Origin of the sequence: Lentzea sp. NPDC102401 (assembly GCF_044765805.1) — a bacterium.
Lineage (GTDB): Bacteria > Actinomycetota > Actinomycetes > Mycobacteriales > Pseudonocardiaceae > Lentzea > Lentzea sokolovensis.
Genome location: NZ_JBIWKS010000021.1, coordinates 24,857 through 40,725, shown reverse-complemented (window position 1 = coordinate 40,725; position 15,869 = coordinate 24,857). Strand labels below are relative to the sequence as shown.

General features: G+C 69.4%; 12 protein-coding genes. 7 read left to right on the top strand and 5 right to left on the bottom strand.

Annotation, left to right across the window (positions count from 1 at the left end):
- Window positions 1-172: 172 nt before the first annotated feature.
- On the top strand, window positions 173-3,271 hold the full coding sequence (locus ACIRG5_RS44855; protein ID WP_402916962.1) for a S8 family peptidase: 3,099 nt from the start codon (window positions 173-175) through the stop codon (window positions 3,269-3,271).
- Here the strand turns inward: ACIRG5_RS44855 and hemQ are convergent.
- The 3 genes from hemQ to hemE are packed head-to-tail and all read right to left on the bottom strand — an operon-like array spanning window position 3,258 to window position 6,435.
- Window positions 3,258-3,950, bottom strand: coding sequence for a hydrogen peroxide-dependent heme synthase (gene hemQ / locus ACIRG5_RS44850; protein ID WP_402916960.1), 693 nt, complete (start codon window positions 3,948-3,950; stop codon window positions 3,258-3,260). The genes ACIRG5_RS44855 and hemQ overlap by 14 nt on opposite strands.
- Window positions 3,951-3,973: 23 nt before the next feature.
- Window positions 3,974-5,401, bottom strand: a complete 1,428-nt coding sequence (hemG, locus tag ACIRG5_RS44845) for a protoporphyrinogen oxidase (protein WP_402916959.1) — start codon at window positions 5,399-5,401, stop codon at window positions 3,974-3,976.
- Window positions 5,401-6,435 carry a uroporphyrinogen decarboxylase gene (hemE, locus tag ACIRG5_RS44840; protein ID WP_402916957.1) on the bottom strand — a complete coding sequence of 345 codons (1,035 nt, stop codon included), beginning with the start codon at window positions 6,433-6,435 and terminating at the stop codon, window positions 5,401-5,403. The genes hemG and hemE overlap by 1 nt, the downstream gene beginning before the upstream one ends.
- A 72-nt stretch (window positions 6,436-6,507) precedes the next feature.
- On the opposite strand from hemE, the gene ACIRG5_RS44835 reads away from it, so the two are divergent.
- Window positions 6,508-7,056 carry a DUF3000 domain-containing protein gene (locus ACIRG5_RS44835; RefSeq protein WP_229905701.1) on the top strand — a complete coding sequence of 183 codons (549 nt, stop codon included), beginning with the start codon at window positions 6,508-6,510 and terminating at the stop codon, window positions 7,054-7,056.
- A 3-nt stretch (window positions 7,057-7,059) separates the two neighbouring features.
- Here ACIRG5_RS44835 and ACIRG5_RS44830 read toward each other — a convergent pair whose 3' ends face one another.
- Window positions 7,060-8,208, bottom strand: coding sequence for a dipeptidase (locus tag ACIRG5_RS44830; RefSeq protein ID WP_402916954.1), 1,149 nt, complete (start codon window positions 8,206-8,208; stop codon window positions 7,060-7,062).
- A 318-nt stretch (window positions 8,209-8,526) separates the two neighbouring features.
- Here ACIRG5_RS44830 and ACIRG5_RS44825 point away from each other — a divergent pair, with 318 nt between their 5' ends.
- Window positions 8,527-9,180 (top strand): response regulator transcription factor, encoded by a 654-nt coding sequence (locus tag ACIRG5_RS44825; RefSeq protein WP_181320591.1) that lies wholly within the window; start codon window positions 8,527-8,529, stop codon window positions 9,178-9,180.
- A gap of 70 nt (window positions 9,181-9,250) precedes the next feature.
- Window positions 9,251-10,534, top strand: a complete 1,284-nt coding sequence (locus ACIRG5_RS44820; protein ID WP_402916952.1) for an HRDC domain-containing protein — start codon at window positions 9,251-9,253, stop codon at window positions 10,532-10,534.
- Between the two features lie 33 nt (window positions 10,535-10,567).
- Here ACIRG5_RS44820 and ACIRG5_RS44815 read toward each other — a convergent pair whose 3' ends face one another.
- Window positions 10,568-11,215, bottom strand: a complete 648-nt coding sequence (locus ACIRG5_RS44815) for an O-methyltransferase (protein WP_402916950.1) — start codon at window positions 11,213-11,215, stop codon at window positions 10,568-10,570.
- 71 nt (window positions 11,216-11,286) lie between these two features.
- On the opposite strand from ACIRG5_RS44815, the gene ACIRG5_RS44810 reads away from it, so the two are divergent.
- From ACIRG5_RS44810 to ACIRG5_RS44800, 3 genes are all read left to right on the top strand, one after another.
- A complete protein-coding gene (locus ACIRG5_RS44810) occupies window positions 11,287-11,886 on the top strand; it encodes a TetR/AcrR family transcriptional regulator (RefSeq protein WP_402916948.1) in 600 nt (199 codons plus the stop codon).
- Between the two features lie 94 nt (window positions 11,887-11,980).
- Window positions 11,981-12,475: a GNAT family N-acetyltransferase gene (locus ACIRG5_RS44805; RefSeq protein WP_402916946.1), complete on the top strand. Its 495-nt coding sequence runs from the start codon at window positions 11,981-11,983 to the stop codon at window positions 12,473-12,475.
- A gap of 236 nt (window positions 12,476-12,711) precedes the next feature.
- Window positions 12,712-15,864: a S8 family peptidase gene (locus ACIRG5_RS44800; protein WP_402916944.1), complete on the top strand. Its 3,153-nt coding sequence runs from the start codon at window positions 12,712-12,714 to the stop codon at window positions 15,862-15,864.
- Window positions 15,865-15,869: the final 5 nt, after the last annotated feature.

Below are 15,869 nucleotides of genomic sequence, written 5' to 3'. Positions count from 1 at the left end.
CGAACGAAACGGGGGCCAGAATCGCCCGTTCGGCCCTGTGTTACCCGGTTGTTATATCGATACGTTCGAAGGGTCGGGGGACCTTTTTCGCATTGCCTTCGCATACCCGCGGAAGGCCTTCCGGCCTGCGCGGACCACAGCGCGCAGCAATTCGAACCACGAGGGGATTCGAATGCGCGGAAAATCGAAAGTGCTGGGCGCCGTCACGGCGCTCGCCCTGACAGCGGCCTCCGTGGCGACGGCCACGGCCGCACCACCGGACGACCACGCCCCGCGTCCCGGCCGGACCACCGACGAGGTCACCCTCGTCACCGGGGACAAGGTTCTGCTGGGGCAGGACAAGCAGGTCGTCGCGATCCAGCCCGGCGAGGGCCGCGAGAACATGATGTTCAAGACCGCCCGCACCGCGAACGGCCATACCCTGGTGGTGCCGAAGGACGCCTTCGAGCCCCTGGCGGCGGGCCGGCTCGACCGCAGGCTCTTCGACGTCACCACGTTGCTGGAGTTCGGCTACCGCGACCGCATGCCGTTGATCGTGGACGGCCACGCCAGAGTCGGCGCCAGGTCCTCCGGCGACTGGTCGGCACTCAGGTCGGAGGCCGCGACCGGCGACAAGATCTGGCTCGACGGCATCCGCAAGCCGAGCCTCGACCGCAGCGTCGCCCAGATCGGCGCGCCGGCCGCCCACCAGAAGGGCATCACCGGCAAGGGGGTCAAGGTCGCGATCGTCGACACGGGCGTCGACGAGAAGCACCCCGACCTCGCGGGTCAGCAGATCGCGGAGAAGAACTTCACGACCGACCCCGACAACACCGACAACGTCGGCCACGGCACACACGTCGGGTCGACCGTCGCGAGCCACGACTCGAAGTACGGCGGTGTCGCACCGGGTGCGCAGCTGATCGACGCGAAGGTCTGCGTCGAGTTCGGCTGCCAGGAGTCCTGGATCCTCGACGGCATGCGCTGGGCGGCGGAGCAGGGCGCCCAGGTCGTCAACATGAGCCTCGGCGGCGGTGACACCCCCGAGGTCGACCCGCTGGAGCAGGCCGTCGACGACCTGACGGCCCAGTACGGCACGTTGTTCGTCATCGCGGCGGGCAACTCGGGTTCGCCGGGCACGGTGAGCTCCCCCAGCACGGCCGAGGCCGCGCTGTCGGTCGGCGCCGTCGACCGTGACGACAAACTCGCTCCTTTCTCCAGCAAAGGCCCTCGCGTTGGAGACAGCGGGCTCAAGCCCGAGGTGACCGCACCGGGCGTCGACATCGTCGCCGCCAAGGCAGGCACCTCCGACCACTTCGCGGCCAGCGGCACGTCGATGGCGACGCCGCACGTCGCGGGCGCCGCGGCACTGCTGCGTCAGCAACACCCGGAGTGGACGCCCGCACAGCTCAAGTCGGTGCTCGCGACCACGGCCAAGCCGACCGAGGGCGTCAGCGCGTTCGACCAGGGCGCCGGGCGCATCGACGTGGCCAAGGCGATCGGCCAGGTGCTGACCGCCGACGTCGTCGCGGTGAACCTGGGCCTGCACGAGTGGCCGCACGCCGACGACAAGCCGGTGACCAAGCCGATCACCTACACCAACCCGACGGACGCGGCGATCACGCTCGACCTCGCGTTCAAGGGCAGCGCTCCGGCGGGCATGTTCACGCTGGGCGCGTCGAAGGTGACCGTGCCGGCCAAGGGCACCGCGTCGGTCACCGTCACCGGTGACACCCGCGTCGGCACCAAGGACGCCGCGTACGCCGGCGAGGTCGTCGCCACGTCCGGCACTCACACCGTCCGCACGCTCGTCGGCATCGACCGCGAAGTGGAGAGCTACACCCTCACCATCGACCTGACCGGCCGTGACGGCGCGGACCCCGCGAACTGGTTCACGTTCCTCGTCGGGCTCGACAACGACACGGTCATGCCGATCGGCGGAGCGGGCGACGTGAAGCTCCGCCTGCCCAAGGGCACGTACTTCCTCGACACGTCGGTGCTCGACGCGGGCGGGGGCATGGACCTGCTCTACCAGCCCGAAGTGAAGCTGACCGGCGACCTGACGATCAGGCAGGACGCCCGGCTGGCCAAGCCGGTGTCGGTGAAGGCGCCGGAGGAGACCGGTGACTTCACGATCGGCCTGATCTCCTTCCGCCGCTCGGTGGGCGGCCAGGACCGCCTGCTGGGCACGTCGGTCATCTTCGGCGGTTTCGACGGCGTCGGAACCGCCCAGGCCGGCGGTCCGCTGCCGCCGAGCGACCTGTCGTCGCTCGCGGCGCTGCAGGCCAACACGAAGGCCGACCCGCACACGTTCTACCGGCTCGCCTACCCGGTGCCCGGCGGCTTCCCCGTCGGCCTCACCAAGGCACCGGCCAAGAAGGACCTGGCCAGGGTCGAGTCCACGATCGGCACCCTGAAACCGGACAGCGAGGGACTCAAGGGCGAGCTGCCGTTGTCCCCGCAGGGCCTGAGCGGCGGCACCGCGCTCTACCCGGTGGCCGTGGGCGCGACCGCGGTCGACTACGTGACGACCGAGGACCTGCGCTGGCAGTCCGCGGTCATGACACGGCACGCGAACGGCGCGCAGGAACGCGTCACTTCCGCGTACCGCACGTACCAGCCGGGCAGGACCTACCGGGAACGCGAAGTCCGGCCGGTGTTCTCACCGGGCCTGCCCGAGGCGTCGTACGGGTTCGTCGAACGCTACGGCTCGCAGTTCTACGTCGGCCCGCCGATGACGAGCGACGGCAACCACGGCACCGGTTCGTCCACTGTGGACAGCGCCAGGGCCGCGTTGTACCGCAACGGAGTGCTGATCGGCGAGACCACCACACCGGGCGGGTCGTTCACGAACGTGCCGCTGGCGCAGGGCGACTTCCGCGCCGAGGTGAGCCTCGACCGGAGCTCGCAGTTCGAGTTCAGCACCAAGGTGTCCGCGGTGTGGACCTTCAAGTCGAAGGGCACCGAGGGCAAGATCGACGCGCCGCCGCTGTCGGTGGTGCGCTTCGAACCGAAGCTCGACGACAACGGCGCGGTGCCCGCGGGAACGTTGCAGCGCATCGGTTTGCTGACCCAGACGCAGGGTGACGCGGGCAAGGTGCGCATCACCGGAGTCGAGTACTCGCACGACGACGGCAAGTCGTGGCGCCGCGCGGGTGTGGTCGGCAACAGCGCGTTGGTCTACAACCCGGCGAACGCGCAGTGGACTTCGTTGAAGGCCACTGCGACGGACGCCAAGGGTGGAACCGTTGAACTGACGGTGATTCGGGCCTACCGGGTCACGGGAGGTTAAGCACCAGCTCGGACGCCGGGACGCGGGTGCCCGTGTAGAAGGGGATTTCCTCTCGCACGTGCAGCCGCGCCTCGGTGCCGCGCAGGTGCCGCATGAGGTCGACGATGCGGTGCAGTTCGTCGGCCTCGAACGCGAGCAGCCACTCGTAGTCGCCGAGAGCGAACGACGCGACGGTGTTCGCGCGCACGTCCGGATAGTCGCGGGCTTCCTTGCCGTGGTCCGCCAGCATCTTGCGGCGGTCCTCCTCCGGCAGCAGGTACCACTCGTAGGACCGCACGAACGGGTAGACGCAGATGTACTTGCGCGCCTCTTCCCCCGCGAGGAACGCGGGGATGTGGCTGCGGTTGAACTCGGCCGGGCGGTGCAGGGCGACCTGCGACCAGACCGGCGTGGAGACCTTGCCGAGCGGGGTGCGGCGGAAGCCCGTGTAGGCGGCCTGCACCTGCTCGATCTCCTCGGCATGCCACCAGATCATGAAGTCCGCGTCGGCGCGCAGGCCGGCCACGTCGTAGACGCCGCGCACGACGACGCCCTTGCCCTCCAACGCGTCCAGGTAGTTCTGGGTCTCGCTGGCAGCAGCCGAACGGTCGTCCGGAAGCTTGCCGGGTTCGACCCGGAACACCGACCACATCGTGTAGCGGATGGTGTCGTTGAGCTCGTTGTAGTTCAGGCGCGCCATAGGTCCATCTTGGCACGGGCCTCTCAGCGGCGAACGCGACCCAGCAGGTGTGCTGCGACACGGGCGGCGGCCGAGTCTGCGGTCGCGATGCAGGCCGGCACACCCACGCCGTGCAGGGTGGCGCCCGCCACAGCGAGGCCCGGCACGTCGGCGATGCCGCGTTCGATGGCGTCCACCAGGTCGACGTGACCGACGCCGTACTGCGGCAGCCCGCCGCCCCAGCGCTGGACCACGTAGTCGATCGGCGCGGCCTTGATGCCCGTCAGCTCGTGCAGGTCGTTGCGCACGGCCTTCACCAGGTCGGCGTCGCTGCGCTGCAGGAGCGCCGTCTCACCGTGCCGCCCGACCGAGCCGCGCAGGATGACCGGTTCGCCGTAGTGCGCCCACTTGCGGCTGGAGAACGTGAAGGCCTTGGCGGTGAACGGGGTGATGCGGTCGGAGTACCGCTCCCCCTCCGCGATCAGGACGCCGGAACGCTGCGGCAGTTCGGTGCCCGGCGGCAACGCGAGCGCGACCACGGCCATCGAGGCGACCTCGACCTTGCCGTACGCGGCGGACACCTGCGGCGCGATCTCGTGCAGCAGCTTGCGCGCGGACGGGGCCGGGACCGCGAGCACGACGCCGTCGCACTCCAGGTACTGCGGGGTCGCGGCCGAGCCGATCTCCAGTCGCCAGCCGGCGCCGAGCCACGACAGCACCCGGACCGGCAGACCGAGCCTGACCTCGGGCTTCGCGACCTCGGCGAGCCTGTCGACGAGCGACGAGACGCCGTTGCTCAGGGACGCGAACACCGGCGGCCGTGCGGAGCGGGCCTGCGGTGGGGCGGGCATCATCGTCGCGGCGGCCGCGAGCAGGGAGCCGACGCCCTTGTCCAGCAGCGTCGCGATCTGCGGCATCGTGGCGCGCAGGCCCAGCTCGTCCGCGCGGCCCGCGTAGACGCCGCCCAGCAGCGGGCTGACGAGGCGGTCTCCGACCTCGGGGCCGAACCGCTCCTTCATCAGCGTGCCGACGGCGACGTCGCCGCCCCTGAGCTCGATCGGCGGCAGCGTCGGTTCCATCTCGACGCGCAGCGCGCCCTCGGACGACAGCATGTGCCGCACGGTCTCGACGCTGGCCGGAACGCCCATGAACGTGTGCGCCGGCAGCTGGTGCGTGCGCCCGGCCGCGTGCACGCTCGCCTTCGCGGCCGTCGGGTGCACGACGTGATCGGCGAGCCCGACCTCGTTGATCAGCTCCTGCGCCTCGGGCTTGCGGTGCAGGAACGCCTCGGCGCCCACGTCGAACCGCACACCCGCGAGCTCGGTCGTGCGCAACTTGCCGCCCAGCCGGTCGGACTGCTCGATCACCGTGATCCTGGCCTGCGGGCCGAGCAGCATCCGCAACCGGTGCGCGGCGGCCAGGCCGGAGATGCCTCCCCCGACGACTGCGACGTGCGGCGCTCTTCCGTGCATTACAAGCTGTGGATCAGTTCGACGGTCCGGGTGATGATCTCCGGATCGGTGTCGGGCAGCACGCCGTGGCCGAGGTTGAAGATGTGGCCCGCCGCGGCCCTGCCCTCGGCGTGGATGCGGCGCACCTCGCGTTCGACGGCCTCGAAGCCCGCGAAGAACAGCGCCGGGTCGAGGTTGCCCTGCACGACCGGCTTGGGCAGCTCGGGGTTCGCCTGCTGGAGCCGCGCCACGGCGACGTCCAGGGGAATCCGCCAGTCGACGCCGACGACGTCCGCGCCGGCCTCGCGCATCGCGGGCAGCAGCTCGCCGGTGCCGACGCCGAAGTGGATGCGCGGCACCGTCGTGATCGTCTCGAGGACGCGCTTCGAGTGCGGCAGAACGAACTCGCGGTAGTCGCGCTCGGACAGCGCGCCCGCCCACGAGTCGAACAGCTGGACCGCCTGGACGCCCGCGTCGAGCTGGGCGTGCAGGAACGCCGTCGTGACGCCCGCGATCTTGGCCAGCAGCGCGTGCCACAGCTCGGGGTTGCCGTGCATGAGCGCCTTGGTGCGCTCGTGGTTCTTGCTGGGCCCGCCCTCGACGAGGTAGGAGGCCAGCGTGAAGGGCGCTCCCGCGAACCCGATCAGGGCGACGTCCTGCGGGAGTTCCTTGAGCAGCAACCCGATCGCGTCCGCGACCGGCTGGACCTGCTCGGCGTGCAGCTCGGGCAGCGCCTCGACGTCGGCGAGCGTGCGGACCGGGTTCGCGACCACGGGACCGGTGCCCGCGACGATGTCGAGGTCGACACCGGCGGCCTTGAGCGGCACCACGATGTCGGAGAAGAGGATCGCGCCGTCGACACCGTGCCGCCGGACGGGCTGCATGGTGATCTCGCAGACCATCTCCGGATCCATGCACGCGTCGAGCATCGCGGTGCCCTGGCGGAGCGCCCGGTACTCGGGCAGCGACCGTCCCGCCTGCCTCATGAACCAGACAGGGGTGTGCGACGGGGTGCCGCCACTTGCGGCCACGAGGAGGGGAACTTGAGTGCTCATATCTCTTTCATGGTCCCACGTCTCGGCGTGCCGCCATCACCCGGCCGGATTGCGAGGCATACAGTCAGTTGCGTGACCGAGCCGGAAATCTTCCGCCGGGCGGTGGGGACGCTCAAGTCGGTTCGCCACAGGCCCGAGATCGAACTCACCGAAGTTCGCCCGCCGCAGCGGCTCGCTCCGTGGGCGTACGCGCTGACGGCTGAGGTCACCGGCCCGTCGGACGAACTGTCGACCGGAAGGCTCGTGCTGCTGCACGATCCGGACGGCGACGAGGCGTGGGGCGGTGTCCTGCGCGTCGTGGCGTACGTGCGCGTCGAGCTGGACCACGAGCTCGCGTCCGATCCCCTGCTGCCCGAGGTCGGGTGGTCGTGGCTGACCGAGGCGCTGGAGCAGTCCGGGGCCGGGTTCACCGCTCTGGGCGGGACCGTGACGCAGACGTCGTCGGCCCGGTTCGGCGACATCGCCGGCCCCGCGCGCACCGATGATCTGGAGCTGCGCGCGTCGTGGACCGCGCTCGACGGAGAACTCGCCGAGCACGGCACCGCGTTCTACGAGCTGATGGCGACGGCCGTGGGGCTGCCGCCGGTCGGCGTCACTCTCTTCGGTCAGCGCCAGCCCTAGGCCTCAGCTGGCGTCGGCGTCCCGCAGGACTCGCAGGACGTTCGCGCCGGCGAGCTTGGCGCAGTCGTCCTCGGACCAGCCCTTGTCGAGCAGCGCGCCGAAGAGGTTCGGGTAGGTGGAGACGTCCTCCAGGCCCTGCGGCAGCGTCTGGACGCCGTCGTAGTCGCCGCCCAGTCCGAGGTGGTCGACTCCGACGACCTCACGGGCGTGCTCGAGGTGCAGGACGACGTCGTCGAGCGTGGCGATCGGCTTCGGGTGCTCGACGATCCACTTCTCGCCGAACGCCTTGCGCTCCCCCATGTCGGCGTGGTTCGCGCCGGCGGCCGTCATGGCCGCACGAAGGGCTGCGTCCCATTCAGCGACACGGGGTGAGACGAAGTCCGGCACGAATGTGATCATGGCCACACCGCCATTTGCCTTCAACTTGATCAGCACGTCGTCCGGGATGTTGCGCGGATGGTCCGCGACCCGGCGGCACGACGAGTGGCTGAAGATGACGGGCTTGACGCTCGTCTCGAGCGCGGCATGCATCGTGCTGGGCGCGACGTGGCTCAGGTCGACGAGCATGCCGATTCGGTTCATCTCGCGCACGACATCGCGGCCGAACTCCGTCAGCCCGCCATGTTCTGGCTGGTCAGTGGCACTGTCGGCCCACGGGGTGTTGTCGTTGTGGGTCAGTGTCATGTACCGGACGCCCAGGCGGCGCAACGCGCGCAGAACGCCGAGTGAAGAGTTGATGGAATGTCCGCCCTCGGCCCCGATGAGGGAGGCGACACGCCCGGAGGCGAAAACTTCTTCAGCTTCGGCGGCGGTGGTCGCGAGGCCCAGGTGATCGGAGTACCGCCCGGCCAGCTCGTATACCAGTTCGACCTGCTCCAGCACGGCGGTCACCGCACCGTCACCCGCCAGCCTGCCGGGAATCCAGACGGACCAGAACTGCATCCCCAGGCCGCCCTCGCGCATTTTCACGATGTCCGTGTGCAGGCTGGGATGACGTTCCGTGAGATCGATCTTCGCGGCGGTCGTGTAGACGTCCTCGCCCGTTCCGTCACCGAACTCGCGCAGAGCCCACGGCAGGTCGTTGTGGCCGTCGACGAGGGGTGCGCGCTGCAGCAACGCCCGCGCTCGTTCGAGACCAGAACTGCTAGGCACAACCAACTCCAAGATGTCGTTCTGAGAGGGGCTCGCGTTACACCCCCTATCTAGTTGTCATCCAATCGTGTGACACATGGGGCCATCTGTCACAACTCAATAGGGATAGATACCCGATTGATCGTCCCGTAGACCCGCATGGGCGGCTACGCTGCCCCAGACGACACCACTTTCGGTCGATCAGTGGCGCGGCTGATTGGACGAAAGTCTCCGGTGCCGGTCGGGGGGCACGACCGACTCCAGGGAGGTAGTGACGTGGCTGCCGTCGGCTTAGGTCAGGCCGTTCGTACCACGCCAGCCGGCTCGTTGCCGGCGAACATGGTCCCGCACCCGCGGGAAGAGCTTTTTTCAGTGCTGGTGGTCGACGACCACCCACTGCTGAGGGAGGCGATATCAGCTCGGCTCACCCAAATGGGAGCCGGGACAGTGCATGAGGCCGCATCGGTGGCAGAGGCTCGGGCGCGGGCACTTGCAACCGGTCCTTGCGACCTCGCGATCCTCGATCTGGGCCTGCCGGATGGCACCGGCATCGACCTGGTCACGGAACTCCGTGCTCAGGGCTGGCCCCGCATCGTGGTCCTCGCATCCTCCGACGACCCCTACGCGGTCAGGTCGGCCTTCCAGGCGGGCGCCCAGGCGTACCTCCTGAAGTCCGCCTCTCCGATGGTGGTCACCGACGGGGTGCGCAGGGTTCTCGATGGTGGCGTTTACGCAGATCCGAGCGTGGCACCAGTACTCGCAGCGGGTACTCGGGTGCCGGGCACGGACAACACGCCGCGGGAACTTTCCGCGCGTGAGGTCGAGGTGCTCCAGCTGGTCGCCGATGGCCAGAGCAACAAGGAAATCGGCGAGGCTCTGAGCTTGTCCGCGTTGACGGTGAAGTCTCACCTGTCGCGGATCGGCCGGAAGCTGGGCACAGGAGATCGCGCTCAGATGGTCGCGCTGGCCATGCGTGCCGGCGTGATCCGTTAGATACCGGTTTGAAGCACTGAACCGGCCGAGAACACCTGTGAGTGGTGCGATCGTCGTAGGGTCATCCGCTGTGGATGTACCCGCCGACGAGCCAACCGCACCAACCGGACCAGATCCGGTACCGCTGACGGAACCTGCTGATGGGGTCCCGCCCGTGGTCGCCGATCAAGCTGCGCTCCGGCGAGCCGCTGACGCGCTCGCCGGGGCGAAGGGCCCGGTCGCGGTGGACACCGAGCGAGCCTCGGGCTACCGCTACTCACAGCGTGCCTATCTGGTGCAACTGCGCCGGGAAGGCGCCGGCACATGGTTGGTCGATCCGATCGCCCTAGGCGGACGGCTCGATCCACTGGTGCAGGCGTTGGATGGCACTGAGTGGGTGTTGCACGCGGCGTCTCAGGACCTGCCGTGCCTCGCCGAACTCGGGCTGCGACCCGGCGTGCTGTTCGACACCGAGCTGGCGGGCAGGCTGGCTGGGTTCGAGCGTGTCGCACTGGGCACGCTGGTGGAACGGCTACTCGGTTTTAGGCTCGAGAAGGGGCACGGCGCGGCCGACTGGTCGCGCCGGCCCCTTCCTGCCGACTGGCTGACGTATGCCGCTCTCGACGTGGAGCTGCTCGTGCAGCTGCGCGACGTTCTCGAAACCGAACTGGAGCGCCAGGGCAAACTCGCCTGGGCGCTCGAAGAGTTCGAGGCGGTGCGGATGGCGCCATTGCCGCGTCCCCGTACCGACCCCTGGCGGCGCACGTCAGGTATCCACCGCGTGCGCAACCAGAGGCAACTGGCCCTCGTGCGTGCGCTGTGGGAAGCCCGCGACACCGTGGCCCGCGACCGCGACATAGCCCCAGGCCGAGTCCTCCCGGACTCCGCTCTCATGGAGGCAGCCGCCCGCAACCCGGCCAACGAGGCCGAACTGCTCGCTCTGCCGGTCTTCCGCGGCCGATCCCAGCGCCGCATGTCCAGCGTCTGGATGAACGCCCTGCGCAAGGCGGGCGCGTTGGCCAAGTCGGAGCTCCCGGAACCCGCGGGCCAGCACGACGGCCCACCGCCGCCCAACCGCTGGGCGGACAAGGACCCGGACGCCGCGGCCCGCCTGGCCGCGACCCGTGCGGCACTGGCGACCATCGCCGCGGCCAACACCCTCCCGGTGGAGAACCTGCTGCTGCCCGACCTGGTGCGCCGCACCTGCTGGCAGCCGCCGGCCGACCTCTCCCCCGAATCCGTGGCCACCGTGCTGCGCGACGGAGGGGCCAGGTCGTGGCAGATCGACCTCACGCTGGAAGCCCTCACCAAGGCCCTGGCGGCGACGGCACCTCCGCCTGCGCCTCCGGCACCTGCTCCTGAACCCGCTAACTGATATCCGATATATCAGCTGCCGTGCGTGGTCAGATCACGCACGGCAGCTGATCTCCATGCCGTCCTCGACCGGAAACGCGACGCTGACGTACCCGTTGGCCGGTTCGCGCACGTAGGCGAGGTAGTCGGCCATCGACCCCTGGTCGATGTCGTCGGCGACGACGAGCGCTCCCGGCGCGAGCCGGGACTCCAGATCCCGCAACACCGGCAGGCAGAGCTCCTTCCAACCGTCGAGCAGCACCAGCCCGATCGGCCCCTTGAGATCGGCCAGCGTGCGACGGGCATCTCCCGGCAGGATCGTCGCGACCCCACCGAGCCCGGCCTCGTCGAGGTTCTTCCGCGCGGTGGCGACCTTCGCCTCTGACATCTCGGTCCCGTAAACGTGCCCCTTGCCGTTGTCGGCGACTGCTGCTGCCAGGTAGAGCGTCGAGATGCCGAACGACGTGCCGAACTCGACGACGGTGTCCGGCCGGCTCGCCCGCGCCAGCCCGTAGAGAAGATCTCCCCCGCGTGCGGAGATCGGCATGTAAACGCCTGCCAACGCGTCAGCGCGTTCCTGCGCGCCGGCCGACCGCAGGTCACCCCAGGCCGGCGCGTCGAAGTGGTCATCGTCGGACGCGGCGGCGCCGAAGAGCCGGTCAAGAACCGAACGAACCCGAGGCTCGTGCAATGTGATGGTCATGGCGGCCAGAGTAGACGCAACGTTGCGTCTAGACTAGCCCTGACTAAGGTACGGCTCCTAGGAGGTGGCCGATGGAGAGCAGCACCGCACACCGCGGAAACCGGCACGGACGCAGCGAAGAGGCCAGGCAGGCAGTCCTGGAGGCGGCCGACGACCTGCTGGCCGAACGCGGCTTCGCCGGCGTGACCATCGAGGGCATAGCCGCACGGGCAGGCGTCGCGAAGCAGACGATCTACCGCTGGTGGCCGTCCAAGGTCGACGTGCTGCTCGAAGCCTTCACCGAGGACATGGCCGAACACCTGACCCCGCAGGACCACGGCGACCTCGGAACCGACCTGCGCACCCACCTGGCGAACGTGGCCGAGTTCCTCACCGACTCCGATCCGGGCGCCGTCTTCCGCGCCCTCACGGGCCAGGCCCAGCACGACCCACAACTGGCGACCAGACTCCGCGACGACCACCTGAGCCACCAGCGCACCCGCGACCGCCTCCCCCTGGACCGCGCGATCGAACGCGGCGAACTCCCCGCCGACCTCGACGTCGACGCGGCCCTGGACCACCTGGTCGGCCCCGTCTACTACCGCGTCCTGGTCACCGGCTCACCCGTCCCGCGCACGTTCACCGACGACCTCGTCGCCGCCTTCCTGCACCGCCATCACCACCCCAACTGATATATCGGCCAATCCACAACCTCCTGACCTACCGCTTAGCAATGACTCGTTGGACTTCGACCGCAAAAGACTCGTTGCAAAGGGCCATTCCACGTTGATCAGCACCGCCCGCCTCGACCTGCTGCCGCTGCGACCCGAGCACGCCGCCGAGATGGCGGAGGTGCTGTCCGACCCGGCCCTGCACACCTTCATCGGCGGCATCCCGCTCTCCCCGGAAGCGCTCCTCGCCCGCTACGAACGCCTGGCCGAGGGCTCGCCCGACCCGGCCGTGCGCTGGCTGAACTGGGTGATCCGGCTCCGCGACGAAGACCGCCTGACGGGCACCGTCCAGGCGACCATCACCCTCGCCGACCACACCGCCGAGATCGCGTGGGTCGTCGGCACCTCGTGGCAGGGCCGCGGCATCGCCCGCGAAGCAGCCCAGGGCCTCGTCGCCTGGCTCCGCACCCAGCCGGTCCACACCGTGATCGCCCACGTCCACCCCGACCACCACGCCTCGGCCGCCGTCGCCACCTCCGCGGGCCTCACCGCCACCGACGAGGTCCACGACGGCGAGGCCCGCTGGCTGCTCCACCTGCCCTTGCAATGACTCATTTGCGGACAAAGTCCAAAGAGTCATTGCTAAGCAGCAGGTCACGACCGCACTGAACTGATATATCGGCCGATGTGTCAGTGCGTCACGGGTTCGCTGTGCCTCCGGGCGAGTCGTCCGAACCATTGACAGTTGCCGTTGCGAAATATCGAGGCCGGATGACGGACATATGCCGCCGAGGAGTTGTCCGTCCCTAGGAGAGGCCTCCGTTGAAACCTCATCTCCCCCTCGCCATGGCCAGCTTCGTGCTGGCCACGGCCCTGAGCGGCGCCACCCCCGCCGCCGCGACCACGGCCGGCACCACGAGCACGCCGGCATCGGCCGAGCAGCAGTGGATCACCCTCATCACGGGTGACCAGGTGCTGACCGACGACAAGGGCAAGCCCCGGCAGTTCAAGGCCGCGCCGGGTCGCGAGCACATCATGGTCTCCACGCGAGAGGACGGCACGCACCTCTACGCCGTGCCCGCCGACGTGGAGCCGATGATCACCGAGGGCCGGCTGGACCGGCGCCTGTTCGACCTCGCGTTGCTGAGCAGGCCCGAGTACACGAAGCGCAAGGGTCTCGGCGTGCTCGTGTCGGCGGGGTCCGGGCTGCGGAGCGCGCGCTCGTTCAGCCGCATCGGCGTGGACGCCGTCACGGTGACCGCCGAGACCGCGCCGGACGTGTGGAAGTCGCTGGCCAACGCCCGTCAGGCGCAGAAGCCCACGATCTGGCTGGACGCGGTGCGCAAGGCCGCGCTCGACCGCAGCACCGCCCAGATCGGGGCTCCGCAGGCGTGGCAGGCCGGGTTCGACGGCAAGGGCGTGAAGATCGCCGTACTGGACACCGGTGTCGACAACACGCATCCGGACCTCGCCACGCAGGAGGTCGCGGAGAAGAACTTCTCCGAGTCCCCCGACAACCAGGACCGCGTCGGCCACGGCACGCACGTCGCGTCGATCGCGGCCGGCACCGGGGCGAAGTCGGGCGGGAAGTTCAAGGGTGTGGCGCCTGGCGCGCGCATCCTCGACGGCAAGGTGCTCGGCGACGACGGGTCCGGTTACGACTCCGGGATCCTCGCGGGCATCGAGTGGGCGGTCGAGCAGCAGGCGGACGTCGTCAACATGAGCCTCGGCGGCGAGGACGGCCCGTTGCTGGACCCGATGGAGATCCTGATCAACAGGCTCTCGCAGGAGACCGGCACGCTGTTCGTCATCGCGTCGGGCAACTACGGCCCGAATTCCGTCGGTTCCCCCGGCAGCGCGGACGCGGCGCTCACCGTCGGTGCCGTGGATCGCGACGACAAGCTCGCGAGCTTCTCCAGCACCGGTCCGCGCGAGGGTGACGGCGCGATCAAGCCGGACATCACCGCACCCGGTGTCGGCATCGGCGCCGCGGCGGCGGGCAGGCTCGGCGAGACCATGCCCAAGCCCGCCGAGGGCTACATCTCGCTGAGCGGCACGTCGATGGCGACCCCGCACGTCACGGGTGCGGCGGCGATCCTGGCCCAGGCGCACCCCGACTGGCGCGGCGACCAGATCAAGGCCGCGCTGATGGCGTCGGCGAAGCCCGGCGCGCATGACCCGTTCGAGCAGGGCGCCGGACGCACGGACGTCGCCAAGGCGATCAAGCAGACCGTCTCTTCCGGTTCGGTCTCCTTCGGCACGGCGTTGTGGCCGCACCACGACGACGTCCCGATGACGCGAGATGTCCTCTACCGCAACGAAGGCGACCAGCCGGTCACCCTCACGCTGAAGGTCGACACGGCCGCGCCGCAGGGCTTCTTCACGCTCAAGGACTCCACTGTGACCGTGCCCGCGCACGGCACCGCCACCACCACGCTGACCGCCGATACCAAGGTCGGTGGTGACGCGTCCGGCACGTTCAGCGCGTACATCAACGCGAGCGGCGGCGGTCAGTCCGTGGTGACCCCTGCGGCCGTGACGCGCGAACCCGAGCGTTACACCGTCACGGTCAAGGCGATCGGCAGCGACGGCAAGCCCGCCGCGGACTGGCGCGCGGAACTGCAGGGCGTCACCGGGGACGCGCAGGGCGACTACGTCGGTCTCGGCACCGGACTCGAGTCGTTGCGCGTGCCGAAGGGCCGCTACCTGCTGACCGGCCGCCAGTGGGTCTCACCGGACCAGCCGAACGCGGAGTACAACTGGTTCAACGGCACGAACATCGAGGTCGGCGCCGACACCACGATCACGCTCGACGCCCGCCAGGCCAAGCCCGTCGACATCGGGTGGCCGGGCAACCCGGCGGAGCGCCACTCGTACATCAGGGTCGGCCACAAGATGCCGTCGATGGAGTACGGCTTCGGCCTGCTGGGCCTGCCGCTCAGCGTCCTCAACACGGCGCACGTCGGTCCGGAGGGCAAGCCCGGCGAGATGAACGAACTGGTCGTCGCCTCCTACACCGGCGCCGACCGCGAGGAGTTCCACCTCGCCGACCAGTCCACGACGCTCACGAAGTTCTGGACGGGCTACGGCAAGCAGCTGAAGTCCAAGGACCTCGTGACCATCGAGGCCTCGTCGGGCGCCACCGCCGAGGGCCGCACCGGCTACCTGTTCGCCAGCGCCGCACTCGGTGACAGCCCGCTGTTCGGTGTCGCCTTCGGGTACGCCCTGCCGCACACCAGGAAGATGTACCTCTACTCCCCCAAACACACCTGGGGTTTCCGCTTCGAGCAGGACAACGCCGACGGCACCGAGGCGTACTGGAACGCCGAGGACGAGCAGTTCAAGCCAGGACGCACCTACAAGAAGACGTTCAACACCGGCGTCTTCGGACCGGCGCTCACCACCGAACGCCGCGTCGGCCTGTACCGCGACGGGGACGTCCTCTACGGCAGCCTGCCGTTCTTCGCCGACGGGCAGGGCCGCTCCGGCGGGTCGGTCGTCGAGTCTGGGTCGACGGTGCTGAAGCTCGGCGGCAAGGTGGTCGACTCGACCGACCGGCCGCTCGACCTGGAGACGTTCTTCTCCCTGCCGCAGGCTCCCGGACGCTACGAGCTGACCACCACGGCGAACCGCTCGGGCGTCGCGGCGATCAGCACCTCGGTCACGACGTCGTGGAGCTTCGACTCGGCCACGACCTCGGGCGTCACGCAGGTGCCGTTGTCGATGGTCCGCTTCACGCCCGACCTCGCCCTCGACGGAACCCTGCCCGCGCACCGGTTCCAGCGGATCCCGCTGACGGTGCAGGGCAAGACGAGGTCGCTGACCGCGCAGGTGTCCTACGACAAGGGCGCCACCTGGCAGCGGACCCTGGTCGTCCGCGACTCGATGTTCGTGCTCAACCCGGCCAAGGGTGGAAGCGTCTCGCTGCGGGCCACGGCCGTGGGCAAGGGCGGTGACTCGGTCACCCAGACCGTGATCAACGCCTACCTGACGAAGTAACGACG